The organism is Gracilimonas sp. (assembly GCF_017641085.1).
Taxonomy (GTDB): Bacteria; Bacteroidota; Rhodothermia; order Balneolales; family Balneolaceae; genus Gracilimonas.
On the sequence record NZ_JAEPPI010000001.1, the window covers coordinates 753,979 to 779,680 of the forward strand.

A 25,702-nucleotide genomic window follows, 5' to 3' on the forward strand; every position below is an offset into this window, starting at 1 on the left:
AGAACGCTATTTCACCTACGATAACTTGAGTAACCAAAGCAACTCATAAGAAACTTTAATTAATCAAAAAGGTGAAATATCATGGCAAGTTTTGGAGATTTAAACAGAGTAAATACTAACGTTCAATCGTTAGACTCACAGTTATCACTGAACCGAGTAAACCGTGACCTTGCTGACAGCCGTATGCGTATGTCAACCGGTCTTAAAATCAACAAAGCAGAAGACAACGCTGCCGGGTACTCGATTGCAACCAAATTGAAAAGTAGAACAGCCGGACTGGAGCAAGCCCTTCAGAACGTAGGCGATGCCAAGTCTGTACTCGATATTGCGGAGTCCAGCTTCGACACCATCATGGACAGCCTCGTTGAGATGAAAGGTCTGGCTACCCAGGCTGCCAACGATACATTAGGCGACACCGAGCGTGGCTACATCGGCGACCAGATCAAAGCCCTGGGCGACGACATTAACGAAATCGCTAACCAGACCGTATTCCAGGACTTCGATCTGCTGAACGGTGACGCTGCTGGCGACATGTCCGGATCACTTGACCTTACCTTCCAGGTAGGTGAGCGTGCTTCTGACACCATCAGCACTTCCATCGACGCTGTAAACGTTGGTGAGCTGTTTGCTGCTTCCGGAGATGCTTCTCTGGGTGCTACAACAACCGCCGGTGGTGGTGCTGCTGCAGGTGCTGCGATTTCAGCTACTGCGGCTACAACCAGTGGACAAGGTGCATTGACTTTCGCTGCTACAGCAACTTCTTCTGACTTCCGTAGCTTCCTGAGCTCTGTTGACAGTGCAATTGATGAAATGTCGAACCGAGTGAACGACATTGGTATTACTCAGTCTTCTCTATCTGTACGTGAAGAGACCTTGTCTGAGTCGATCAGCGCAAACGAATCTGCCAAGTCTCGTATCATGGATACCGACTTTGCGAAAGAACAAAGTAAATCTGTTAAGCTTCAGATTCTGCAGCAGACTGCAACATCATCTCTGGCGCAAGCTAACATGGGACCACAGTCTGTACTTGGATTCCTCGGATAATATTCAGAAATCCAGCGAACAACATAGTAAATCCATATCGCTTAAAAGGGCGGTATGGATTTTTTTATTGATAGAAGATGGAAGGCTCAGTTTTTTTACCTATATTTAAGACAATTAACTCTTAAATAGATTCTATGTTGTTATCAAAGTCTTGTGTGTATGGTTTGAGAGCCAGTTTATACCTTGCTTCGAGAGCTGAGCAGGAGTATACATCTATTCGAGAAATTAGCGAAGAGCTGGAGATTTCCTTCCATTTTCTTACGAAGATACTGCAACAGCTTACCGCAGATTCTTTAATGGAATCCTATAAAGGGCCAAATGGAGGAATCCGCCTATCGGAAAAAGGAAAGAAGGCAACTTTGTTAGACGTGGTTATTGCGATAGATGGACCGGGACTTTTCACACAATGCGCACTTGGCTTGCCGGGATGCGGATCATCGGCTCCATGCCCATTACACGATAGCTGGCTGACTGTTCGCGAATCGATTAAGGAAATGCTGGAACGTACCGACTTGAAGCATCTAGCCCGTGAAGGGAGAGCGAATAAGTTTCGCATCACTGCTGATGGGTCATTTGCCTGGCAGTAAAAAAATTAAAACTAATAAAAGATAAAATACTCTTAAATATGGTTAATTCAGAAACACTATCACAGAAAACAGTAGGGCAGATTGTTGCCGAAGATTACAGAGCAGCGCAGGTATTAAGATCTTACGGTCTTGATTTTTGCTGTGGCGGAAAAGTATCGCTTGAGAAAGCCTGTACTAAAAAGGGCTTGGATTTAAATAAAATTGAAACCGATCTGAATGCACTTGATTTAGATGCCGGTGAAAATCATAATTACAATGACTGGTCGCTGGACTTTCTGGTGGATTATATTGTTAACAATCACCATAGTTTTGTGCGGAAAATGCTGCCGGAAATTGATTTTTATGCTGAAAAAGTAGCAAGGGTACATGGCGAGAGAGATCCGGAACTGCTTGATATTCTTCAGAATGTACGGTTGCTGAGGAGTGAGATGCTCGGACACCTTCAAAAAGAAGAAGAGGAGTTGTTTCCCCGGATTAAAGAGCTGGTTCAGGATCAGAAAAAAGGATCGGTAAAAGAGGCTATCGTTGAAGCCCTGGAAGATGAGCATGATAAGGCCGGTGATTTAATGGCTAAGATCGAAGAACTAACCCAAGGCTTTAACCCGCCGGAAAATGCATGCGCTTCATACCGCGTTCTGTTCCAGAACCTTGAAGGCTTCCAGCAGGATTTACACAAGCATGTACACCTGGAGAATAACATTCTCTTTCCAAAAGCTTTGGAACTTGAGCAACGATTAAATTAAGAGTGAAAGGGTGATGGTATAGTCACCCTTTCCTTTACTTCATTTTAACTACACATAAGAGGTGTAATGTAAGTTGGGTCGTTTTGCGCTCCGCTAACAAACAACTAATAAATTGCTATGCAAAATTCTCTTCACTCTTTCTCTATTCCTGTAATGGGAACGGGGCATTCAATCGACTCACCGATTAGAGTAGCTCCATATGGAATCAACTCGGTAATTTCAATTGTTGATGATCTTCTGATTGAGCGCATCAGAAAGCATTATGCTACTCTTTTTGAGCTTCCCTATGAGAATATTCCAAGGAATGCAGAAGATGGACGGGCTCGACGGATAACCGCTTATCTCGATCTGGTACAGGAAATCGTGAATCAGAAATTTGAAGCGATCAAAAGTCAGCCTTTTTTCGAGAACAATGAGAAGTCGAAGTACTTTGAAATGCTTCCTAACGCTTCCGGTATCAAGAAAAAGTATCAGGATTTATTAAAGACGAGTCCGGGGCAGAATCGGGAAGAACTGGCTTCAAACCTAAACAACAAAATGCAGCACGGCTCTATCGACGTTAACATAATGTCAAAAGTAGATGGTTTCAGTTTTCCGAATAGCGGACAGCCCATGACAGCAGAATACAGCGATGGCAGTGCTGCACTACGGGGATATGCAAACAGCCAACTTTCTTCCAGTCTTATTCTCTCAGCCGGCTTCAATCCCCGTTTATATAATTACCTGGCAGAGTTCGAAGATTTCTATCGGGATGTAAAAGGTCAGATCAAAAAGAAAATTATTCTGAAGGTGAGTGATTTTCGGTCCGCATTGATACAGGGAAAATACCTGGCAAAAAAGGGGTTGGAAATATTTGAATATCGTATTGAGTCTGGCTTAAACTGTGGGGGACACGCATTCGCCTCCGATGGGTATTTATTGCCGTCCTTACTCAAAGAATTCCGTGAGAAGAAAGAGATGTTGAGTTCTTCCATTCAGCCGTTGATTGAAAAGTTTTATGAAGAGGAACTTGGCCGCGAGTTTAGCGGTGAATGGGCCGGTAATCACCCCAGAATTACCGTACAGGGTGGAATTGGTACCAGCGGTGAAGCAAGGCGTTTACTGGAAGATTTTGAAATGGATGCCACCGGATGGGGGAGTCCGTTTCTGATGGTTCCTGAAGCTACAACGGTTGACGAGCCAACTATGCAACTTCTGCAAGAGTCCAAAGAAGAGGACCTGTATCTGTCGGGAGTTTCACCTCTGGGTGTTCCTTTCAACAATGTGAAAAATACGGGTTCGGCAAAATGGCATCAAAAGCGAATAGAAAAAGGCAAACCCGGCTCGCAGTGCCCAAAAGGTTTTTTGGAGTCCAATACGGAATTTACGGAGAACCCGATTTGTACAGCCTCAACGCAATACCAATTGCTGAAGATTGACCAGATTAATCAGAGTGAAGTATCTGATGGTTTAAAAGCAAAGCAACGGGAGAAAGTGCTGGATAAAGCTTGTCTTTGTGATCACCTGGGAAATGGAGCTTTAATTACATTGGGAATTTTGAAGCCTAACCGAGCCCCGCAAGCGATTTGTCCCGGCCCGAACATTGCATGGTTTAATCGGCAATACAGCCTTCAGGAGATGGTTGCTCATATCTATGGCAAAATTGACTCGTTGGTGCCGGTAAAACGCCCGCACATGTTTGCTAAAGAATTGGTGATGTATGTGGATTATTTTGAGGAGTTGATCAACCAGAGTGAAAGTCCCGCTGATGATTTTAAAAAAATGACTCGCTTTAAGAAAAACCTGGAAGATGGAATGGCATACTGCCTTGAGATTTCAAAGGGGCAGGCTTATGAGTATGAGAATCTTGAATCGATTAGCAGGACAGTGGAAGAACAGAGTAAGCGGTTAGCTGAACTCTATGAGTCTTTTCAGTCTTCTGCGTTAGTTCTTGCTTAAAAAGAACATTCCCCTATGCCACTAATAACTCGTCTGTTTCTAAAAACCGGGCTGGTTTATTTTTTAGGAGCGTTGCTGGTTGGGATACTTCTTCAGGTTGATGCTCTTGGGATTCCTAACCTGGTTCCCATGTTCTGGCACATGTTAATGGTAGGGTGGATAACCCAAATTATTATGGGCGTTTCGTTGTGGATGTTTCCGGGCAGAATCAAAGAAGAGAGCTTTCAAAATCAAAAATGGGCGTGGCTTGCCTATGGATTTCTGAACCTGGGATTGATCCTGCGGTTCGCCTCTGAACCAATGATAGTTCTTTCAGAAGGATATCATTGGAAGATTCTGCTCGTTATTTCAGCTATTCTTCAATTTGTGGCTGTACTTTGTTACGTAATTGAAATCTGGCCCCGGGTACTTTCAAAAGCGCAGCGGCGTAAAAAGAATAAAAGCTCACGCTGATATGACACTCCCATCTCGCTTGCTGATTAAGAGTTCACTCATTTGCCTGTTAGTTGGAGTATTGCTTGGTGCGCTGATCTTAATCAATAAAGCGTTGAATATTGACCCTGAAATTTGGGGGCTTCTGCCGGTTCACATCGAGCTGATGATATTCGGCTGGATCATCCAGTTTACCCTGGGCGTGGCTTACTGGATTTTGCCCCGATATCTTAAGGGTGAAGCGAGAGGTAATCGCCTTCCTGCTTACCTCATGGTCTTACTCTTTAACCTCGGAATTTGGTTAATGGTTTTTGCTGAATTAACCGAGGCGGGTGATTATATACACCTTGTTGCACGAGGGCTTGAGTTCTCAGCCGTAGTACTATTTATAAGCCTGCATTGGAAAAGAATTGTAAGCTTTAACAAAAATAGGCATTAAAGCTTGTCAATAACACGCTTCAGCATATTCTGTACATCCTTAGCAACATCACCTAATTCTGCGTTTTCAATAGCCTGCATGGAGGCAATAGGGTCAACGGCAGATACTTCTACTTCACCGGAATCATGCTCCTGAACAATTACATTGCATGGAAGCATTAATCCGATATGACCTTCAGCTTGTAGCGCTTTATGTGCATTGGGCGGATTGCAGGCTCCTAAGATTCGGTATTTCCGAAAATCTACGTCCAGTTTCTTTTTGAGTGTTTCCTTAATGTCGATTTCAGTGAGCACACCAAAGCCTTCTTCTTTTAAAACGGCTGTGGTTTTCTCAATTGCATCGTCAAAAGAGAGATCGATTTTCTTGCTGAAATGATAAGACATTGTATCTAAGATTTGTGTTCGGATTTATTAATTCAACACGGCTATTGTCACCTTTGGTTCCAGTATGATTTCGGTTTTTAAAGACCTGGAAATAAGACACGCTTCTTCGGCTTTTTCCAGAATCCGGTAAGCTTTGTCTTTGGCTTTTTCATCGGTAATTACAAGCCTGGGCTTCAAATAAACCTCTTTGATTGCATATTTGCCCTCTACCTTTGCAAGCACACCGGTTGATGGTACATCCAGAGATTCATAGTCGAGTTTAGAATATTCTGCGATCGCAGCAAAAGTAGTCATAAAACAACTGCTTATAGAGGCGACGAAAAGATGCTCCGGTGACCAGATCCCTTCAATCCCTCCGGGGAAATCGGGTGGAGTGGCCACTTCAATTTGGTCATCGAGTTTATCAGAACTCAACGTTCCAATGCGGTCGTGTTCCCATTTAAGATCCACATCATACAGGTGCTTGTCAGCCATCATGATTGCTCCAGTTTTTGTTCAATAATTTGCTTTAGCTGCGGCATTTGTACAACGCCCGCTTGTTGCCAAAGCACTTCTCCTTTTCGGAAAAGAATAAGATTTGGGATGCCTCTAACCTGATATCGAATAGCTACGTCAGGATTCCGTTCAGTATCAATTTTGATAATGTTTAACCGATCTCCCATTTCAGATTTCAGTTGTTTTAAAATAGGGGGCATCATTTTACAGGGAGCACACCAATCGGCATAAAAATCAACCAAAACGGGTGTTTCACCTTTTATGAGTTCGGAGAATGATTTCTTTTTCGTGTCGTTGCTTTCCATAATTATTTATTTAATCTCGGTAAAATCCGGTTCTTCATATTCTTTAAAGGATGTTTGGTGTTCATCTACAGGGACTCCACAAGATGGTGAAACCATACAGCCCTTATTGGTAACAGCTTGAAAGAGAAAGAAAGCGGCTAACATCCCGGTTATAATTTCCCTGTCAATAATGGCCAGGGTGGTAAAGAACACAGCAATACCCAAAGCCACCCACCGCATGGTATGCCAGTTCGTGAATAAAGAAATTTTACTGTTCATAATTATAGATAGTCTTTTAATGTGAAGACTATGTTAACCTGATTTCGGGAGGAGGGAGCAGTTGTTATAACAAGTCATCTGAAATTTAAATCAGACATTATGAGCGACTTCAAATAATTGTTTTCATTAAGAAGAATTACTTGTCGGTACGGTCAATTTTTGCTGTCTTTAGGCAAAGGGTAAGGGTGAGACCATAGGCAAGATGCATAAACAAGCCGGCCAGAATCATGAGGCCGGGAAACCAGGTGTTGGTATAAAAGATCCCGAAGTTTTCACCCGCCGCCAGCGACACAAAGGGTGAAATGATGACCCCTGCTACAACGGAAATAATCAGGCCATAAATCAACCCTTGGGTAATCCACCTTCCCGGAATCCTATGCTGTAGAAAGGCTACCCAAATCAGCGCCAGCAGAATTCCGCCGATGTTGTAAGCCAGGTTTCCGAAAACTATATGGTAAGGGTCGCCGGGGAGGGAGTGATTGAAGCTTTCGGTTAATATGTACCCGATGTCTAAAGCGGGAAAGCCCATCCCCCCCAAAAGAAAGGCTACCATGGCCATAACAAAGGTGGCAATAAAACCGGAAATAACGGTGCGAAAAAAGACTGAAGAAGACATGACATTCTGATTAATTGAATAAAGCCAACGGGGGATTATACTAAAGTTTTACTTTTCACACTTCTTACAATTTAACAGGCTCCCCAATCTTGATTTCCGTCCTTCTTTGGAAACCACCCATGGGCGGAGTTGCCAGGGTGGGTTGTGCCGCACATGCTGGGTATGCCCGCATTTCAATTCCGCAACCCAGTCGCCTTGCTCATCTTTGTGAAATCCTGTGATGGGTTGTTTCATACTTCAGGTCTTCGGGTTGTTATTTCGTGATTGAACATGGGAAATACTGATTTAGGGATCTACATAGAGTTTATAGAATATATTAAAGACATCTTCATCTTAAATTCACAATACTCGCTTATCATCTGCTAAAGAACATTCAAAACAAATAAAAGACAAAATACTCTTAAAACTTTAACTCAAAATTACACAACTATGAGACTCTCAAAATTAACTCTTTCCATGTTGTTTGGCTTATTATTTACAAGTTTGGCGTTTGCTCAAACAGCCGAATATACCCTGGATGGTATGACATTCGGTATGCCGGAAGCGGAAGTATTCACTGAAGATTATGACGGACCTCCCGTTGTAGGAGAATACGTTACCCTGCTGCCTAATCTTAAACCCTTAGACTACGAGGGCAATAAGCATCACGAGGTACGAATAGATATACTGGTTCAGGAAATCGAAGTGGCCGAAGGTGTTCGATACCGTGCGTGGACATTTGGCGGAACGGTTCCGGGCCCCGTACTTCATGTTAAGGAAGGAGACCGGATTACATTCACCATGAAAAACCGGTCTGATGAAGAAGTGACAATTACAGAACCTTCAAAAGGCGGTTCACCATTCATGCAACAAGTGGCTGAAAATACTTATCAAAAAAATAAGTCGGCCATTATGCCTATGCCACACTCTATGGATTTCCACGCCGGAACCGTAGCTAAAGATGACAAGTGGAGAACCATAGGGCCGGGTGAATCCATTAAATTTGACTGGATTGCAAACTACGCAGGTTCTTACATCTATCACTGCGGAACTCCAAGTGTTCTTATGCACACCGCAATGGGGCAACATGGTGTAGTTGTAGTTTCGCCTAAAGACGGTTACCCAACCGATTATGAAGTTGACCGTGAATATGTAGTGGTTCAATCCGAGTACTACCTGGAAAAAGGTTCCGGCGAATTGTATCAGTACGACTTTGAAGGCGCTTCAAATCGTCAGCCTTCCCACGTTGTATTTAACGGCCACCAAACCATTATGCACGACCAGCCACTGAAAGCCAATGCCGGCGAACGAGTACGTTTCCACTTCTCCAATAACGGACCAAGCGGAACCTCCAGCTTCCACGTAATTGGCGGCATCTTTGACCGGGTATGGCTTGAAGGTCACCCATTCAATGAAATGCGCGGAATGCAGACTGTACTTGTAGGAGCTTCCGGCTCAGCAACTTTAGACATGATTGTACCTGAAGAAGGCAAGTACATCCTGATTGACCACGAGTTTGCCGATGCAGAATTAGGCGCAACCGGTACACTGAAAGCAGGCCCAAGACAGGAAAAGTAAACCGGTGAAGCTGAAAAGCTCACTGATTTAAAAATTTGAATAGTAGATACTGTAAGGGCGAATTGAATTCGCCCTTACAATTTTTCAAAAAATAGATACGATGAGATCCCAAAGGAACATATACGGCTTAAAAAGTTGGGCCCTGACCGGTATAGTTGGTTTATTGGTTAGTTTGTTGAATCCGGTGATGGCACAACAAGAGCGGGTATTGATTCCGGCGGGATCTTTTCATTCTATCCTGCCCGAAGTTAAAGGTGAGCCCATTTCAGTGGACTCTTTTTATATAGATAAAACAGCAGTTACCAACGAAGATTTTCTCCAATTTCTTCAGGAAAATGATAGCTGGCAAAAAGACGAAATACCGTCCATTTTTGCAGCTCAGAATTACCTGAACCATTGGGAGGAGGCAAGCACTCCCGGTCTTGAAGCAATTGGAGAAAATCGTCCGGTTACACACGTTTCATGGTTTGCGGCTAATGCCTATTGCTCCGATAAAGGAGGAAGATTACCTAGCCTGAATGAGTGGGAATATTCGGCCCAGCTAATGGATTTTGATTCCATGCAAGAAATGAACCGGTTCAGTACCGAATTAATTGGTTGGTATTCAAGTGTGGATGCCAAAAACACCAAAGCTGTTGGTTCAACAGGAATACAAAACCGGCATGGGGTTCAGGATCAATTTGGTTTAATTATGGAATGGGTGGAAGACTATAAGCCCATTATAGCCGATGAACTTTCGCTGGACTGTGGCACAGTTGGCAGGCTTCAGCAACTTGGAAATACATATAGTTATGCCGCTTCCATTCGGTATATCACACGGATGAGCTTTAATCCAAAAACAACAACGGGTATGGTGGGCTTCAGATGTGCTTACAATATCGAAGATCAGGAATCAGCTAAAAATTCAGAACTATGAGAACATTATTCATTTTATCCGCTTTTCTATTGAGTTCAATGTCCGCAGCAGCTCAACATCATCACGGCGATTCGTCAATGCTGAAGGCAGAGAAGGTATCTGATCATTCACTGTATCACCTAAAAGCTGAGTGGATCACCCACCGAAATGAATCGGTAACGTTAAGTCAGTTTAAGGGGGAACCGGTGATTGTAGTGATGTTTTACGGGAATTGTACTCAGGTTTGCCCAATCCTGATCAGAGATACGTGGCGTTTGTACAATTCGATAGATGAATCTTTAAGAAGTTCTGTGAATGTGCTGGCCGTTTCATTCGACCGGGAAAATGATTCACCCGAAGTACTGAAAAAATATGCCGAATACGAGCAATTGAATATTGAAGGTTGGCATTTCGTAACGGCAAAAGAAGCTGATATCCGAAGTCTGGCTATGATGCTGGGCGTTCAGTATGCAAAGAAAAGCGATGGTGAATTTGCACACTCTAACCTGGTCAGTGTATTGGATACGGAAGGAAAAGTGGCGGTTCGTGTAGAAGGACTAAATCAACCCATGACATCAGCTGCCCGAAAAGTTGAGAACATGCTGAAGCACCATACCATGCAATGAAAACGATGTACTCCATAGCCTTTCTTTTGCTCTTGGTCGGTACGGAACCGGTACAGGCTTTTCAGTCGCTCTCTGCTGACACGCTCACTGTAGAAGTACGGGGAACCGGTGCCGATGCCCGATTTGTACCGGCACTTATACAGGTAAGTAAGGGTGATGTAATCAGGTTTAAAGTTCTGGAAGGGATGCATACCGTCACGGCTTATCATCCGGACAACCGCCGGCCATCAAGAATACCTGAGTCAATCTCTTCATTTGATTCGGGAATGCTGAGTGAAGGGGATGTCTGGTTTTTGGAGATTACCGAAGAAGGCATCTATGATTACTTTTGCCTACCGCACGAACGGCTGGGACATGTAGGGCGTATTGTAGCAGGAGATAATGCAGAAGCAGGCCAGTATGATAATTCTCTGATTCCCGAAGAAGCGGCCCGAACTTTCCAATCTTTATAGTACTTAAATTGTGAGGGAATCAAAGGGAGAGAGCAAGCTCAAAAACCTGCAAAATGGAATCGTTTGTAAAGAAAAGAACCAGTAAGCCGATTGAGAACAGGGTGTGCAGCCCTACTGTTAGAAACAGGTAAATAGCTGTTCCCGGCCCGGAGCTACGTGAGATATCAAAAGCGGAGATATTAAAAGCCCCGTACCAAATCAGTACGAACAAAGCGCCAAAGATCAGAATGGCAGTGGGTCCAAAACCGGTAACGTACAGCGTAACCAAAATGGTCACAATCAGAAAATCGAGAAAGAAGGTGCCTGAATACAGGTTCACTGTCTGACTGAAATGTTCCAGGTTCTTTGCCGGAAGATAAAGCCATAGCAAGGCCACGGTCTGTATAAGCAGGGTTATAATAACTCCGATTCCGAAGAAAGAGGCATAATTGGTTCCAAAAATTGCCAGGGTTGGCAGGTGATGGAAAAAGGCATTAAGCCCGGTTAAACTGATCGAAGTTTGTGCCAAAATATAAAACATCATTCCGGAAAATAGTGCATGCATTGCCAACAAGGCTATCCCTCCGGTTAATGCGCGTTCGCGGTAGTGCAGTATGTCATCCACAAAAAACCGGTGTGCAAGAAAGTAGCGCAGCAGCATAGGCCGCAAGTAGGGTAGTAGTTTGAATAACACGGCTAAGCCAAGCCACAGAACAACCAACGAGAGTACCATCCAGCTTTGTGAACTACGTGATTCATCGGCTGCAGGTAATGGTATTTTCCATTCCTGACTTTGCTCATACTGCATGAGACTTTCAGAGAATTCGGGATATGCAGAAATGGCTTCATCGAACCATTCAGCGCGCAGAAAGAAAATAAGACTCGAATTTTGATCGACTTCCCACCCGAATTGCTCATCAAAAGCGGCGATATCGGTTCTTTGGAAAACCGAGTCCGCAAAAAGGACAGCAAATGGTTTATCGGGAGTGTCGAAATAAGACCATTTATCAGAGGCGTAGAAGTAAAAGTCTTTATTTGATCGGGCCGACAAGGAATCCAGAATGGGAGAAAACATATCGTCAAACTCCGGGTGAGAGGTCTGGCTATTGCTCAACAAACCAATGGCAGCAAAATTCAAATAGGAACGATAGAGATCGGTAGCCTCTCCGAATTGCTGCAGGAGATTACTTTGACGAGAGCGAATCTCACTGAGCGTAAGATAGGTCTTATCCAGTTGTATGAGAATGGTAAAAGGGGCCTCTCTCAGTAAAGCCAGCAGATCAGGACTTACCGGGTGATCAAGCTGGAGGTAATCAATGCCATGCTGGGCAAAAGTATCCAACTGATTTTTAGCTTCTGAAGTATCGGTGGGATGATCCCAGACAATACCCAAAGAAGGCTGCTGAGCCATACTTTTGGCCGTAGTTCCCAGAAACAGGCAGAAAAAGCTTAAGGCGAAAAGATATGTGGCCTTGGCTTTCACTCAGGCTACAACTTCAGCTCCGTAATATTCAGTCAGCGTCGTTTTCTTGATAGGGCGTGCAATCAAGGTGGCTGAAGTGGCATCGGTTACTTCCACTTCTACATAATCGCCCTTCTCAAAATCTTTGCGGTCAAAAACACACATTTTGTTAGTATCGGTACGTCCGCTCATCTGCTCTTCAGAACGCTTACTGGTTCCTTCTACCAGAACTACGTGACGACGCCCGATTTCATCCTGATTTCTTCTTTCCTGAATATCCATCTGTTGGTTGATGATTTCAGTCAACCGGCGCTTCTTAACCTTCTCCGGTACGTTGTCTTCGTATTTCCGGTGAGCCAGTGTACGTTCCCGTTCCGAATAGGCAAACATATAGGCCAGATCATATTCCACCTCAGCCATCAAGGTAAGGGTTTGCTCATGTTCTTCTTCTGTTTCATCGCAAAACCCTGCAATGATATCCGTAGAAAGAGAAACGCCCGGAATTATGGACTTCATATTTTGAATAAGCTCCAAATACTCTTCTCTCGTGTAGGGGCGACGCATACGCTCCAGCATGGTGTCGCTGCCGGCCTGGGCCGGAATATGGATGTAATTACACAGATTAGGACGTTCAGCAATCAGGTGCAGAAGGTCGTTAGGGAAGTCTTTGGGGTGAGGAGAGGAAAAACGAAAACGCATTTCAGGATCTACTTTACTGGCCTCATCCATCAGACGTGTGAAGGTGTTCTCCCCATCCAGGTATGAATTAACATTTTGTCCCAGCAGCGTAACTTCTTTATATCCTTCATCGCTCAGCTGTTTAATTTCTCTGAGGATAGATTCCATCGGTCGGCTGCGTTCACGTCCCCGTGTAAAAGGAACTACACAGAACGAACACATATTATCACACCCGCGCATAATGGATACAAACGCATTTACACCGTTGCCGGTGGTTCTGACGGGGGCAATGTCGGCATAGGTTTCCTCCAATGAGAGAAGCACATTCACGGCTTTTCGTCCGTCTTCAACTTCCTGCAGTAAACGAGGGATATCACGGTATGCATCAGGGCCGACTACAATATCTACAAGGTGTTCCTGTTCAATAATCCGGTCTTTGATGCGCTCAGCCATACAGCCCAGCACGCCAACGGTAAGGTCTCCGTTTTCTTTTTTTATGGATCGAAGCTCTTTGAGACGATTCCAAACTTTGGTTTCCGCGTTTTCACGAATGGAGCAGGTGTTTACAAGAACAACATCCGCGCTTTCTGCTTCATGAACCGGCCTCATGCCTTCTTCAAGCAGGATGGAATTCACGATCTCAGAATCCGCAAAGTTCATCTGACAACCGTAGGTCTCGATATAGAATTTCTTTTCTTTCACTGCACTATATTTTTATGAATTCGAAATATACAAATTATTCATCCGAAGGACTATCAGGCCACACTTCCGGGTGATCTCTCCAGCTGGAAAGTAAGTCAAGGTCATCGCCGTCGATTACCCCTTTTTCAATAGCTACGTTCACCAGTGTTTTATAGTCGGTAAGGGTATAAACCGGTACTTCTGTATCTGAAAATCGTTTAGAAGCTTTATCAAAATCGTAGGTAAAGATGGATAACACAGCGTCAACTTTTGCCCCCACAAATTTCAGGGCCTCAACCACAGAAATGGCTGATCCGCCGGTAGAAATCAGGTCTTCGATAACAACGGTAGATTCTCCTTTCTTGACACCACCTTCAATCTGATTACCCATTCCATGAGCCTTCGCTTTTGCACGCACATAGGCCATAGGTTTGTTCAGGTTTGCAGCTACCCATGCTGCATGGGGGATTCCGGCCGTAGCTGTGCCTGTCACCACATCTACATCCGGGTACTTTTCCTGGATGATAGCGGTGAATTCATTTTCAATTTTATTCCGTATTTCAGGAAACCGCAAAGTGAGCCTGTTATCGCAGTAGATAGGCGAGTTCCAGCCTGAAGTCCACGTAAATGGGTCGTTCGGTCTGAGAACTACAGCATTAATATCAAGCAAATGAGCAGCCAGCTCACGAGCAAATGAGTTATTGAGTATCATAAGTCTTTTAAATTCTGTTATTGGTACCGCTGCGATGAGTGAATTATTATACCATCCCAAAGATATTTGGCCAGACAAAAATAAGGGTTTTTAAGCACAGAAGCGCATACAATCCTGCCAATAAATCATCCGCAAAAATTCCCCATCCACCCGGCAGATTTTGCACTTTTTTTATCCCTAATGGCTTTAATACGTCAAAAAAGCGAAAGAGCACAAATCCCGTTAATAAAATGATAACATGGTGTTCGGTGCTACCGGCCAGGCAAACGGTAAAAAACGTGAGCGATTGACCGGCCCATTCATCCATTACCAACTGGCCCGGGTCTTTGCCGAATGCTTCCTCAAAATATCCGAATACCCAAAAGCATGTCAGGGAGCATGCAAATGTAATAAGTAAAATCAGCCACGTGGCGTTAAACTGAAGAATGAAATAGAGAGGGAGCAGCATTATCAAACTTCCGGCGGTTCCGGGTGCTTTTGGAAAAAGACCGGAGTAGCATCCGCTTCCTACAAATAATTTCAGGCCGTTCACGAGGACTGGTTTTGAGTTTTGAAAAGTTGGCTGTTGCCCCAAATGTACTCAGCACCGGAGTACACGGTAAGTGCCGTTACAAACATCATGACGTAGTACAGCACACCCGAGTTAAAGAATTGTGCAGCAGCATCAGCAAATTCTATATCGGCTTGTTTAAATACCCCGAGCAGCAAAACTGTATAGAGAAACAGCATTTGGACCATGGTTTTAGCCTTTGCTGTAAACCGTGTTTTCAGGGGGATTTTTTTACGATTTGCGTACAGCCTGAGCGCAGTAATGAACACATCCCGAATCACTATCAGGATAACGGCCCACCATGGAAATTGGGATACATCCAGAAAAGGAAGACAAAAGAAGCCGGCGAAGGTCAGGAATTTATCGGCAAGGGGATCAATGAAAACCCCGAAATCACTTTCCAGTTGATAGTATCGGGCTATCTTACCGTCAAAGTAATCGGTAACAGCCGCTGTAGCAAAAACTGCGATGCTGAGCGAGCGCCAGATAAGTTCGTCTTGTATATACATGAACAGGAATATGGGAGCCAGCACCATCCGTATGGTACTCAGTATGTTGGGGATGTTCTTCATCGATAACTATTCAGCCTTCTTGTGACCGCCAAACTTACTAAGTAATTCAGACCATAACATGATAGATTTTTTGGTAATAGGTGTTAGATACAAGGTGTTAGGTTTTAGTGAATAAAGTATGTACAAAAACCTAACACCTAAAACCTTGCGCCTAACACCTGTTAAATAGCTGTGGAAATTGGGCTGGCTAATACGGAATTTAGACCTCATGAAAGTACAGATCATCTCCATCGGCAACGAACTTCTTATTGGCGATACCGTTAACACCAACGCATCCTGGCTGGGTGAATTTCTTACAGGTTTGGGCTTCACGGTGACACAGGTTCACACTATCTCAGACGAACTTGATCTCATAAAGAAGACCATTAAAACGGCCATGCAGGAATCAGAGGTGGTGATTTGCACGGGCGGACTTGGCCCCACTCACGATGATTTGACCAAAAAAGCAGTAGCTGAACTGTTTGATGTGGGATACAAGCTTCATCAAGAGTCGCTTGATTACATTAAATCGCTGTTTGAGAAACGAAATATTCCTTTCTCAGAGTCGAATTACAGTCAGGCTGAAGTACCGGAAAATGCAGAAGTATTATTCAATAAAGCCGGAACGGCTCCGGGAATGTGGTTCGAGGCCGGCAGTTACCTTGCTGTGTTGCCGGGCGTTCCTTATGAAATGAAATACCTGATGAAAAAGCGCGTAGCCCCAAAACTCAGAGAAGCTTTCGGTGATATTGGCTATTTATACTCTCACTACATTAAAACGGCCGGAATTGGAGAAAGTACACTGAGCGATCAGGTTTTGGGAGATTTGTCGGATTATTTTGAGAACGGAGTAAGCCTCGCTTTTTTACCCTCGCCCGGTGGAGTAACCCTTCGGCTGAATGGTAAGGGAAGGACTAAGGAAGAAGCAAAAGACAATATCCAAAAACTGACCGATGTTATTTACCAAAAAGCGGGTAAGTATATCTACGGAGAGGGAAAAGACTTTTCCATCAGTGAAGCCGTTGGGGAATTATTGAAGGAAAAAGGACTGAAAATAGCAGTTGCTGAAAGCTGCACAGGCGGACTTATCGCCAACACATTTACAGACGTGGCCGGAAGCAGTGATTACTTTGATGGCGGAATTGTGTCATATGCGAACCATGTGAAAGTGAAGCAACTTGGTGTTTCTCAGGATGATTTGGACTCTGTGGGAGCCGTGAGTAAAGAAGTGGCATTGCAAATGGCCAAAGGTGTAGCCGAAAAACTGGACACCGAAATCGGAATTTCCACAACGGGAATTGCCGGGCCCGGCGGCGGTACCGAAGAAAAACCGGTTGGAACGGTTTGGATGGGGTATTATCAAAAGGATGGAGCACATTTTGCGATTAAAGCGATGTTTACCAAAGACCGGCACATGAATAAAGAACGGACAAAAATGGTGCTGCTCGAAATAATCCGCCGTACCTTAAAGGGAATTGATACGATGCCCTATGATCTTAAAAAGCAACTTCCTTGAAGAAACTGACCGCTTTCCATATCGTTTTGCTGCTCCTTTGGATCCCTGCACTCGGGCAGGTCGCTGATTCAGCGGCGGTTGACTCCACCCAATCTCAACTAACCGCATCTGATTCTCTTTCCACTTCACCCCGGGATACCACCCTTCAGAAAAAAGAAGAAAAACCGGAACCCGGACAGGTTACCCCGTGGAGAGAACTCGCGCCAACCGGTTCAACCCGGATTACTAATGACAGTCTTATGAGGTGGCAAGTCTGGCCAAACTGGGGAGATTTTCAGGCATACCGGCGTGATGTGATTTCATTCAGGCAAGGTACTAATGGGCGGGTAGATGCCTTTCATATAAATGGATATCAGCCTTTGGAACAGCAGCTGGAAATGGAAGGACTTTCACTGAATAATCCGGTTACCGGGCTGCCAAATTACAACCTGGTTCCGCATCGCAAAATTGGGTTAGCTTCAGAGTCGTGGGAGGGAAATTATTATTCTGATATCAGGCTGCGGGATTATTACATCATTAAGCCCATCAGTTACCTCAATTATGATGAGGCCACCGGGAGCTACCGAAATCTGGAATTTATGGTTGCCCAAAACTTTTCTGAGCGGACCAATGTGGAGATTTCTTATTGGGACCGAAGAGGCGGAGGTTATTACCCAAACAGTGAAATAAGCGGAAGTCAGGTGGTTGGGAGAGTGTATCATCACCTGAATGACCGATATTTGATCAGGGGAATGTATTTACGAAATCAGTTGAGTAACGATGAACCGTTTGGCTACAACGTGGGAGACCCGGCTACTTTTCCTTTCGATGAATTCACCTCGGTTCCAAACAGCACGTCCGGAAAATCTGAGTTTACGAGATGGGATTTAATCGGAGGCATTTATCATCGCAAAGATACATCCTCGGCTGAAGACGGTGGGCTTGAAATCTCCATGACCAAAAACAAAAAATCACTGCGATTTACCGGAGATACTTTAAGATGGGATCTCAGAACGATAGGTGGAAGGTTATTCAAAGAATTTAAATGGAGCGACCTGAGTGTACGGGGTGAAGTCAATGCCCAAAACTATACGGCAGAAGATGATTTTGTGTTATCGGAAAACAGCTGGACGGAAATAAAAGGAGAAGGCACTATAGGTTATGAGATTTTAGAGGGTTCAGAACTGTATGGAAAAGCCAGAGTCACAAACCGCACTGAAGGATCTTTTGGGCAGGATTTCACGGTTGGAATAAATTCGCTGATTTCAAGAAAACACCGAGTGAATGTCAGTGCCTCAAGGTACAGCCGTATGCCCACAATGCAAGCATTGTACTGGCAGTCTAAGAATTATGCAGGGAACCCCGATCTTGAGAATGAAGAAGGTATTTCTGCAGCTGCAAGCTTGGATGTGAGTTTGTTCCCAACACTTACAGTGGGCGTTTCCGGAAGGGTGAAATCTGCCGAGAATGCCACTTTTTTGAGCCCTGACAGTACATTTTCAAACAGCGGAAGTTTCACCCAGCTGAGTGGAACGGCGTATGCCCGGTTCGAAAACCACCGGTTTGAAATAGAGAGTTCGGCATCGGCCCAGCAGTTTGATTACGATAATACGGGAAGTAATGTCGCTGCCCTCAATCACCGGGATCAGATTATTTGGCTAAGAAACTCAGCTTTCGTAAAAGGCTATATATTTGATCGGGCCGCCTATCTAAAAATTGGTGTAAAAACCTTATTATCTCCTACCTTTTACTCGGCTCGTACCTATAACACCGGGTTAAGCTACTGGCAGGGAAACAGTTCCTATCAGCAGCTTCCTCCGTTCTTTCGCTTGGATGGGGAACTTTCGGCGCGGGTACGGGGAATAATGGTAGTAATGAGGTGGGAAAATGCGCTTGACGGATTAGGACAGGCGGGCTACTTTGAGGCGGCCGGATTTCCGATGCCTCCACGACGGTTAATTGTAGGAATAAGAGCACAATTCAGAAATTAATATGAGTCTAAAATATATAGTAAAGGAAGGATTTACAGGAATCAAAAGGGCCAAACTCGCGGCTACTACATCCATACTTTCCCTGTTTATCGCGGTGCTTTTATTGGGTGTTCTTACCCGGATTGGTTTCAATATCTACAGTCAGGCCATGTCTATCAAAGATCTGATTGAAGTGGAAGTCTTTTTGTTTGATGTGGATGAACGCACAACCAATCAGATCCGGCAGGAACTGGAGCAAGAAGAGCTGGTTCAGGAAGTAACTTATATTTCCAAAGACAGTGCTTCCGCTATTATGCGAAAAGAATTTGGAGCTGGGGTCGAAGAATTAGCGGAGCTGAATTTTTTACCGGCTTCATTCCGGTTGAGCGTGGATACCGACGCCGGCGCGGATAAAATCGAGACGATGGTTTCTCAGCTCAGAAATTTACGCGGAGTTGATGAAATTGAATACAATGCGGCTTTACTGCGGGTGATGGAATCGAACCTGAATACGTTCACCTTTATTGGTGGAGGGATAGCTTTACTAATCCTGCTGGCAGCTTTAATCCTGGTATATAATACCATTCGCCTTACCATTTATGCCAAGCGTGATTTAATCCGTGCTATGAAGCTGGTAGGGGCCACCAACAAGTTTATTCGAAGTCCTTTTATCGTAGAGGGAATCCTCCAGGGATTGATAGCCGGGGGACTGGCCGTGATTTGTGTCTTCTTTATTTTCGAATTTGCCATTCCTTTTTACCTGGCTGATCTGGGCACGCTCAGCTGGCCTTTTGGAAGATGGTACTTCCTGGTGGGAGCCATGCTGGTTCTGTCTCTGCTGATGGGCTGGTGGGGAAGTCGCTGGGCCGCCCGTCGCTTTATTCAGGAAACCTATATCTCCGGCTGATCAGGATTAACTTAGATAACCATTTTTTATGCTTTTTTTGAAACGTACGCCTTTATTTTTTCTACTGCCTTTGTTGTTGTTAACGGGCTGCAAAAGTACAGAACCAATGGGTGAGGAATTGCGCCCTGTACAGGAAGAGCGTTCCCCATTAGCATTAATATTTGATTCCTCAACTATCTTTTCTGATAATTTTACCGGATTTGTTCTACATGATCCAGAGAATGACACAACGCTCTTCCAAAGATATGCCGATAAGTATTTTACACCGGCATCCAATACCAAACTTTTCACTTTCTATGCGGCTCTTAAACAATTGCCCGACTCTCTGCCGGCTCTTGAATATATCATTAACGGGGATTCGCTCATTTTTTGGGGAACCGGTGACCCTACATTCCTGCACCCGGATTTCAGTGATACAACGGCATATTCTTTTTTAAAAAAAACTCCGTATGAGCTGTATTATTCTGATAATCATTACGAAGATGAGCTGTTAGGTCCTGGCTGGGCCTGGGGAGATTATCAATACTACTATTCGACAGAAAAAAGCCCGTTTCCGATGTATGGAAACGTAGCCGAGATAGAGATTCAGGAAATCAGCCAGACCAAGATCGCTGAAAATGAAGAAGGCTATATCATTAAGCCGGAGTACTTCAGATCCAGTATCGAGATGGCCGAACAGCGACCGGGAAAGGAATCTCCGTTCTTGTACCGGGATTTCAACTATAATACCATTGAGTACAGCCCGAAGGCAGACACTATTCAATACACCAGCTATCGACCATTCCACTACACGCCGGAGCTTATAACAAGTTTGCTTAGTGATACACTGAACAAGAAGGTAAACTATGTAGATCGGGTTAGGCCGGAAAATGTGAATCGATTATATGGAAATGAAAAAGACACAGTGCTTACCCGTATGCTGCAGCCCAGTGATAACTTTTTGGCCGAACAGTTACTGTTGAATATCGCCGCTGAACAGAATCTTCCTATGAATTCCGGAGCTGTAATTGCAAACACATCGGCAGAGTTTTTTAATGATTTCAGTAAAGAGCCGGTTTGGAGAGACGGTTCCGGGCTATCCCGTTATAATATGTTCACTCCAACAAATATGGTGGAGTTACTAAAGCTTATCGACCGGGAGTTTGAAAAGGACTCATTGCTGTTTCGCCATCTTCCGGCTGGAGGGGAATCAGGAACCATCAGAAGTTGGTATGCGCACAGGGAAGGAGGGGAGCCGTATGTTTTTGCGAAGACGGGAACTCTGAGTAATAATCACTGCCTTAGCGGCTACTTAATTACGAGAACCGGGCGAAAGCTGATCTTCTCATTTATGAACAACCACTATGTTACTTCCTCGGGTGTGGTGAAAGAAGAGATGGAAAAAGTGCTTTGGTTTATTCACCAAAACTATTGAATTGATCAGTAAATCAGGATTCTTTCAGGTCGGCTAACTTGCTTCCTTTTTCCTGCCTTTTTTTGCAAGCTTCTTTATCGCTGCAGGTACCAAAGAAGTGGAGGGAATGTCCGTCAATATCCATATCGTGAATTTCTGAGAGCATACGCTGTATTTCTCCAATACGGGGATCGCAGAATTCAAGCACATGTCCACAGTCGCGGCAAATGATATGATCGTGTTGTTGATAGGCATAGGCACGCTCATAATAGTACTGGCTCTTCCCGAATTGCTGACGCTGAACCAAACCACATTCCACCAAAAGATCAAGGGTGTTATACACCGTTGCACGAGACACCCGGGTGCCGGCTTCCTTCATTCTGAAAAAGATATCATCGGCGTCAAAGTGCCCGTCGGCAGTGTAAATCTCTTCCAGAACCATGAAACGTTCTGGAGTCTGCCGTTGATTCCTTTCTTTAAGGTAGGAGCGAAAAATCTCCTTTACTAAATTTACAGTATCTTCGTGTGCTGGATGTGCCATAACTTCAATTAATTTACGCTGTAATATACGATATGTAAACTTGCTTTTGAAACCCGTGCTTTTGATTTCAAGAGTATTATATTTCGGGCGCAGTTATCTATGGAATAAATTTAATCAATATGCCTACAATAGTCCCTTTTGAAACACTGACTGAATTATTCTTGAATCTATCCCGCAAATACGACGGAGCTGAGAAAGCTCAGTTTTATTTCAAGCCCAACCCGGATTCTGAATACCAACCTATTTACTGGGAACAGGTTACTGATGATGTCTATTCTATAGCCGCTTACCTGATTGAGCAGGGTGTAGAAAAAGGAGACCGTGTCGGGATTTTAAGCGAGAACCGCTACGAATGGGCCGCTATCGATCTTGCCATTCAGCTGGTGGGTGGCATAAATGTTTCGTTATATACAACGCTTCCGCCGGCGCAGTGCGAGTACATTTTGCAGGATTCCGGAGCAAAAATATTCTTTGTATCAACCGGACTTCAGCTCAAAAAGGCGGTCGAAATTTTCGATAACTGCGACGATCTGAAAGAAGTAATTGCCTTCGATGTTCCAAAACTCGAGCATTTGATGGAAGAAAGTTATGTGAAGATGTTCGACGATATGCTGATTGAAGGCGGTAAGCATCTTGAAGAACACAGGGACACCATCAAGAAGAGAACGATGGAAGTAGAGCCGGAAGATGTAGCTACTTTAATTTATACGTCCGGCACCACGGGTAAGCCAAAGGGTGCTATGCTTACCCATCATAATATTGTTAGTAATGTAAAGGCAGCTACTCAGCACATTTACTGGGATGATAATGACAGACTGCTTTCCTTTTTACCACTGTGCCATTCATTTGAACGCACGGCCGGCTATTATGCCATGATTTCCTCCGGTGTTGAGGTTTACTATGCGGAAAGTGTGGATACCGTTTCCAAAAACATGCCCGAGGCCAAGCCCACTATTATGATTAGTGTGCCCCGCCTTTTTGAGAAGATGTACAACCTGATTGTGAAAAGTGTGGAAGAGGGCAGTGATACCAAAAAGAAAATATTTAACTGGGCTGTTGAAACCGGTCGCAAGTATTCTGAAGGAAAGCGCGGGCTGGTTACCCTTCAAAAGAAAATAGCTGACAAACTGGTTTTTGATAAGCTGAAAGAACGTACGGGAGGGCATGTTCGCCTGTTTGTTTCAGGTGGTGCTGCACTACCTCCTGAGATTGATACGTTTTTCCAGTGTGCGGGGATGAATATCCTTCAGGGATATGGATTAACAGAAACATCACCCGTAATGGCTGCCAATAAGCCCGGTCAGGAGAAAGTAGGTGCAGTTGGAACCATTATACCGGGCGTCACCGTGGGAATCCAAAGTCTTCAGGATGGTAAATTGCTGGCCCAGATTAGCGGAGAAGATTATCCAACCAATACCAGTTCTGAGGCCGGTGAAATTCTCTGTAAAGGACCGAACGTGATGAAAGGGTACTGGAACAATGAGGAAGCCACCAAGGAGATGATAGACGATGATGGGTGGCTTCATACCGGAGATGTCGGCAAGTTTGATGAAGGATTCCTGAAAATAACCGATCGCATCAAGCACATGATTGTAAATGCGGGTGGTAAGAACATCTATCCGGGACCTATTGAGGATCTTTTCAAAACCAGTAAGTGGATTGATCAGATTGTAGTTGTGGGAGAAGCACAGAATTTCATGGCCGCTATTATAGTACCTGACTTTGAAGTGGTCGGGAAGTTTGCTAAAGAGCAGGGACTCAAGTTCTCAAACAACGAAGAGCTTATTGAGCTGGACGAAGTGAAGGATATCTACAAGAAAGAGATTCGCTCGTTTTCCAAGGAACTGGCCTCCCATGAAAAAATCCGCGACTTCCGCCTGGTACCCAACGAATTCACCGTAGAAACAGGGGAAATTACTCCAACCCTGAAAGTAAAACGACGGGTGATTTCTGATAAGTACGGTCATCTGATTGAGGATATTTTTAAGGATGACTAAACCAGGTAACCCTAATCCATTGCAATAAAAAAGGCCTCATTTGAGGCCTTTTTAGTTTAAATAAATTTCAGAATGAACGGTTAATTCTGGTTTTGCAGGTTACCAATGTTGGCTTCTGCTTTCCCGCTGGCAAGGGCTTCCAGCCGGGCAACCGCATCCCAAAGAGTCATAGATTCCTTCAGGGTTTTATCAAAAATATCGTTGGCAATAGGGTAGAAGTACTGCATGCCCCAAATCTGACGAGCCAGTTCAGCTTTCATCCTGCCCTCAACCAGGTAAGAGATTTCTTCAAAGTGACCGTTAGGCACAAACAGAGAATCATTCTGGAATTTTGGAGAGCTTACAGTATCTGTAATTACCATGCCTCGTTCCATGAGCAATGACTTAACCCCGTTAACATGCTTCTGTTCCCATTCAAAGGTATTTCGGAATCCTTCAAAATTATTTTCCCACTCGTTGCGGAATGCATCTCCCTGCTCATCAAGGAAAGAGCGTACATAATCAAAGGAAGCCCGCTCACGGATAGAAAAGTTGAATACATAGGCAGAGGTGGTAGTATCTGAAGGGACAATATAATCGGGTACAATACCACCGCCGCCATAAACGGTTCGTCCGGCATCAGTAGAATATTTCAATGAATCCGGTACGTGATCAATGAATTCGGAGGCATCATTCATTGCATTATCGCGACGGTAGATTTCATATGCGTATTGCTCACCACCTTCTACAAATGGTTTTTGAATTAGACGCCCGGAAGGAGTGTAATATCTTGAAATGGTAACCCGGACGCTGCTTTTGTCAACCAGTTCATATTGCTGCTGAACCAAGCCTTTCCCAAATGTTCTTTTCCCGACAATAAGTCCGCGATCATGATCCTGTATGGCTCCACTAACAATTTCACTGGCAGATGCAGCACCTTCGTCCACTAAAATGATAACGGGCTCTTCTTTGAGCTCCCCATCTTTACGGGAGAAGTATTCGCCATTAAAGCGGCTGTTCTTGCTCTTGGTTGAAACCAGCTCGGTTCCTCTCGGAAAAAATTCTTCCGCAATGGCAATAGCCTGACTCAGGTACCCGCCCGGATTTCCACGCAGGTCGAGAACAATTCTTTCCATGCCTTCTTTCTCAAGCTCTTCAACGGCCTGCATAAATTCATCGTGAGTGGTGGCCGCAAACCGATTAATCTTGATATATCCGGTTTTCTCATCCAGCATATAGGAGGTATCCACGGTATAAAGCGGGATATCATCCCGGGTAATAACAAAATTGATGGGCTGTTTTACATTCGGTCGCTTAACGGTAACCTTCACTTTTGAGCCTTTCTCACCGCGAAGCCGGTTTACAACCATTTCATTCGTGAAACCGATAGCGGAGGAATCTTCGATGGCGATAATACGGTCTCCGGAGCGGATGCCAAGTTGATCACTGGGACCTCCCGAAATAGCAGTAACAACGGTTATGGTGTCCTTAATAACCTGGAACTGAACGCCAATCCCCTGAAACTTACCGGCAAATTCAGCTTGAATCTGCTCATTGTCTTCCGGTTCGATATACATCGAGTGGGGGTCAAGAGTGGAAAACATGCCTTTAATGGCTTCTTCAGTGAGCCGGGTCATGTTCTCTTCAGGGCTGTTATTGGAGATGTACAAATAAGCCTTCTCAAAATTCGAAAAAGAATCCCTGATGCTATTTATCTGAACTCCCTGGAAAGTGGTATCAATCGGGGTGCCGTCAACCAGTAGGGTAGAATCCTTGATAGCCTTAACCATCCGCTTGATACTGGTTTTGTACATGTTATTTAAGTCCGGCTCCCGAAAATAATTAGCGACAATACTACGCTGTGCCTGATGATATTTGGTTAAATTCTTGGTGTCATCCGTTTCGGTCTGAAGTACAGGATCGACACCTGTGAAGCGGAGAGCCGCAAGAATAAATAGTATGAGAAGGTTGGGGTACAGTATTTTTTTCAAGTGCATAAATATCATCTTACATCAGTGTATGGTAGTAAAAACCTAA

Annotated in this window: 28 protein-coding genes; 15 read left to right on the plus strand and 13 right to left on the minus strand. The window is 44.4% G+C overall.

The window, feature by feature from the left end; all coding sequences use genetic code 11:
* Positions 1-81: 81 nt before the first annotated feature.
* The 6 genes from JJ941_RS03140 (at position 82) to JJ941_RS03165 (ending at position 5,183) form a co-directional block, all read left to right on the plus strand.
* A complete protein-coding gene (locus JJ941_RS03140; protein WP_290962233.1) occupies positions 82-1,044 on the plus strand; it encodes a flagellin in 963 nt (320 codons plus the stop codon).
* A 134-nt stretch (positions 1,045-1,178) separates the two neighbouring features.
* Positions 1,179-1,631, plus strand: coding sequence for an Rrf2 family transcriptional regulator (locus tag JJ941_RS03145; RefSeq protein WP_255131937.1), 453 nt, complete (start codon positions 1,179-1,181; stop codon positions 1,629-1,631).
* Between the two features lie 38 nt (positions 1,632-1,669).
* Positions 1,670-2,374, plus strand: a complete 705-nt coding sequence (ric, locus tag JJ941_RS03150) for an iron-sulfur cluster repair di-iron protein (protein WP_290962234.1) — start codon at positions 1,670-1,672, stop codon at positions 2,372-2,374.
* A gap of 117 nt (positions 2,375-2,491) precedes the next feature.
* Positions 2,492-4,312 (plus strand): hypothetical protein, encoded by a 1,821-nt coding sequence (locus tag JJ941_RS03155; protein WP_290962235.1) that lies wholly within the window; start codon positions 2,492-2,494, stop codon positions 4,310-4,312.
* Positions 4,313-4,327: 15 nt separating this feature from the next.
* Complete coding sequence (locus JJ941_RS03160; protein ID WP_290962236.1) at positions 4,328-4,765, plus strand: hypothetical protein; 438 nt, start codon at positions 4,328-4,330, stop codon at positions 4,763-4,765.
* 1 nt (position 4,766) lies between these two features.
* Entirely contained in the window at positions 4,767-5,183 is a 417-nt protein-coding gene (locus JJ941_RS03165; RefSeq protein WP_290962237.1) for a cbb3-type cytochrome c oxidase subunit I, read from the plus strand.
* On the opposite strand, the gene JJ941_RS03170 is transcribed toward JJ941_RS03165, so the two are convergent.
* The 6 genes from JJ941_RS03170 to JJ941_RS03195 form a co-directional block, all read right to left on the minus strand.
* Positions 5,180-5,566, minus strand: a complete 387-nt coding sequence (locus JJ941_RS03170; RefSeq protein ID WP_290962238.1) for a DUF302 domain-containing protein — start codon at positions 5,564-5,566, stop codon at positions 5,180-5,182. The two genes, JJ941_RS03165 and JJ941_RS03170, sit on opposite strands and share 4 nt — an antisense overlap.
* 27 nt (positions 5,567-5,593) lie before the next feature.
* Positions 5,594-6,043: an OsmC family protein gene (locus JJ941_RS03175; protein WP_290962239.1), complete on the minus strand. Its 450-nt coding sequence runs from the start codon at positions 6,041-6,043 to the stop codon at positions 5,594-5,596.
* Complete coding sequence (gene trxA / locus JJ941_RS03180) at positions 6,040-6,366, minus strand: thioredoxin (RefSeq protein WP_290962240.1); 327 nt, start codon at positions 6,364-6,366, stop codon at positions 6,040-6,042. Before trxA ends, JJ941_RS03175 begins: the two co-directional genes overlap by 4 nt.
* A 6-nt stretch (positions 6,367-6,372) precedes the next feature.
* Positions 6,373-6,624 (minus strand): hypothetical protein, encoded by a 252-nt coding sequence (locus JJ941_RS03185; protein WP_290962241.1) that lies wholly within the window; start codon positions 6,622-6,624, stop codon positions 6,373-6,375.
* Between the two features lie 136 nt (positions 6,625-6,760).
* Positions 6,761-7,240 carry a hypothetical protein gene (locus tag JJ941_RS03190; RefSeq protein ID WP_290962242.1) on the minus strand — a complete coding sequence of 160 codons (480 nt, stop codon included), beginning with the start codon at positions 7,238-7,240 and terminating at the stop codon, positions 6,761-6,763.
* Between the two features lie 48 nt (positions 7,241-7,288).
* Positions 7,289-7,474 (minus strand): DUF3565 domain-containing protein, encoded by a 186-nt coding sequence (locus JJ941_RS03195; protein ID WP_290962243.1) that lies wholly within the window; start codon positions 7,472-7,474, stop codon positions 7,289-7,291.
* 195 nt (positions 7,475-7,669) lie between these two features.
* Here JJ941_RS03195 and JJ941_RS03200 point away from each other — a divergent pair, with 195 nt between their 5' ends.
* The 4 genes from JJ941_RS03200 to JJ941_RS03215 all read left to right on the plus strand — a co-directional run bounded on the left by JJ941_RS03200 (position 7,670) and on the right by JJ941_RS03215 (position 10,770).
* Positions 7,670-8,797 (plus strand): multicopper oxidase domain-containing protein, encoded by a 1,128-nt coding sequence (locus tag JJ941_RS03200; RefSeq protein WP_290962244.1) that lies wholly within the window; start codon positions 7,670-7,672, stop codon positions 8,795-8,797.
* Positions 8,798-8,984: 187 nt separating this feature from the next.
* The gene (locus tag JJ941_RS03205) at positions 8,985-9,713 is read left to right on the plus strand and encodes a formylglycine-generating enzyme family protein (RefSeq protein WP_290962245.1); all 729 of its coding nucleotides are present in this window, start codon (positions 8,985-8,987) and stop codon (positions 9,711-9,713) included.
* A complete protein-coding gene (locus tag JJ941_RS03210; RefSeq protein WP_290962246.1) occupies positions 9,710-10,318 on the plus strand; it encodes an SCO family protein in 609 nt (202 codons plus the stop codon). Before JJ941_RS03205 ends, JJ941_RS03210 begins: the two co-directional genes overlap by 4 nt.
* A complete protein-coding gene (locus JJ941_RS03215) occupies positions 10,315-10,770 on the plus strand; it encodes a plastocyanin/azurin family copper-binding protein (RefSeq protein WP_290962247.1) in 456 nt (151 codons plus the stop codon). Before JJ941_RS03210 ends, JJ941_RS03215 begins: the two co-directional genes overlap by 4 nt.
* A gap of 19 nt (positions 10,771-10,789) precedes the next feature.
* Here the strand turns inward: JJ941_RS03215 and JJ941_RS03220 are convergent, their stop codons facing one another.
* From JJ941_RS03220 to JJ941_RS03240, 5 genes are all read right to left on the minus strand, one after another.
* Positions 10,790-12,160 (minus strand): hypothetical protein, encoded by a 1,371-nt coding sequence (locus JJ941_RS03220; RefSeq protein ID WP_290962248.1) that lies wholly within the window; start codon positions 12,158-12,160, stop codon positions 10,790-10,792.
* Positions 12,161-12,232: 72 nt separating this feature from the next.
* Positions 12,233-13,591, minus strand: a complete 1,359-nt coding sequence (miaB, locus tag JJ941_RS03225; protein ID WP_255131882.1) for a tRNA (N6-isopentenyl adenosine(37)-C2)-methylthiotransferase MiaB — start codon at positions 13,589-13,591, stop codon at positions 12,233-12,235.
* Positions 13,592-13,625: 34 nt separating this feature from the next.
* Positions 13,626-14,282, minus strand: coding sequence for an orotate phosphoribosyltransferase (gene pyrE, locus JJ941_RS03230; RefSeq protein WP_255131880.1), 657 nt, complete (start codon positions 14,280-14,282; stop codon positions 13,626-13,628).
* A gap of 46 nt (positions 14,283-14,328) precedes the next feature.
* Positions 14,329-14,814, minus strand: coding sequence for a phosphatidylglycerophosphatase A (locus JJ941_RS03235; RefSeq protein WP_290962249.1), 486 nt, complete (start codon positions 14,812-14,814; stop codon positions 14,329-14,331).
* Complete coding sequence (locus JJ941_RS03240) at positions 14,811-15,404, minus strand: CDP-alcohol phosphatidyltransferase family protein (protein WP_290962250.1); 594 nt, start codon at positions 15,402-15,404, stop codon at positions 14,811-14,813. The genes JJ941_RS03235 and JJ941_RS03240 overlap by 4 nt, the downstream gene beginning before the upstream one ends.
* Positions 15,405-15,612: 208 nt before the next feature.
* On the opposite strand from JJ941_RS03240, the gene JJ941_RS03245 reads away from it, so the two are divergent.
* The 4 genes from JJ941_RS03245 to JJ941_RS03260 all read left to right on the plus strand — a co-directional run bounded on the left by JJ941_RS03245 (position 15,613) and on the right by JJ941_RS03260 (position 21,169).
* On the plus strand, positions 15,613-16,899 hold the full coding sequence (locus JJ941_RS03245) for a competence/damage-inducible protein A (RefSeq protein ID WP_290962251.1): 1,287 nt from the start codon (positions 15,613-15,615) through the stop codon (positions 16,897-16,899).
* A complete protein-coding gene (locus tag JJ941_RS03250) occupies positions 16,896-18,869 on the plus strand; it encodes a putative porin (RefSeq protein WP_290962252.1) in 1,974 nt (657 codons plus the stop codon). The genes JJ941_RS03245 and JJ941_RS03250 overlap by 4 nt, the downstream gene beginning before the upstream one ends.
* A 1-nt stretch (position 18,870) precedes the next feature.
* Complete coding sequence (locus tag JJ941_RS03255; protein ID WP_290962253.1) at positions 18,871-19,755, plus strand: permease-like cell division protein FtsX; 885 nt, start codon at positions 18,871-18,873, stop codon at positions 19,753-19,755.
* A gap of 106 nt (positions 19,756-19,861) precedes the next feature.
* Positions 19,862-21,169, plus strand: coding sequence for a D-alanyl-D-alanine carboxypeptidase (locus tag JJ941_RS03260; RefSeq protein WP_290962254.1), 1,308 nt, complete (start codon positions 19,862-19,864; stop codon positions 21,167-21,169).
* A 13-nt stretch (positions 21,170-21,182) separates the two neighbouring features.
* Here the strand turns inward: JJ941_RS03260 and JJ941_RS03265 are convergent, their stop codons facing one another.
* Positions 21,183-21,689, minus strand: coding sequence for a transcriptional repressor (locus JJ941_RS03265; RefSeq protein ID WP_255131867.1), 507 nt, complete (start codon positions 21,687-21,689; stop codon positions 21,183-21,185).
* A gap of 119 nt (positions 21,690-21,808) precedes the next feature.
* On the opposite strand from JJ941_RS03265, the gene JJ941_RS03270 reads away from it, so the two are divergent.
* On the plus strand, positions 21,809-23,686 hold the full coding sequence (locus tag JJ941_RS03270; protein WP_290962255.1) for an AMP-dependent synthetase/ligase: 1,878 nt from the start codon (positions 21,809-21,811) through the stop codon (positions 23,684-23,686).
* Positions 23,687-23,766: 80 nt separating this feature from the next.
* Here the strand turns inward: JJ941_RS03270 and JJ941_RS03275 are convergent, their stop codons facing one another.
* Positions 23,767-25,662: a S41 family peptidase gene (locus JJ941_RS03275; protein WP_290962256.1), complete on the minus strand. Its 1,896-nt coding sequence runs from the start codon at positions 25,660-25,662 to the stop codon at positions 23,767-23,769.
* Between the last annotated feature and the right edge of the window lie 40 nt (positions 25,663-25,702).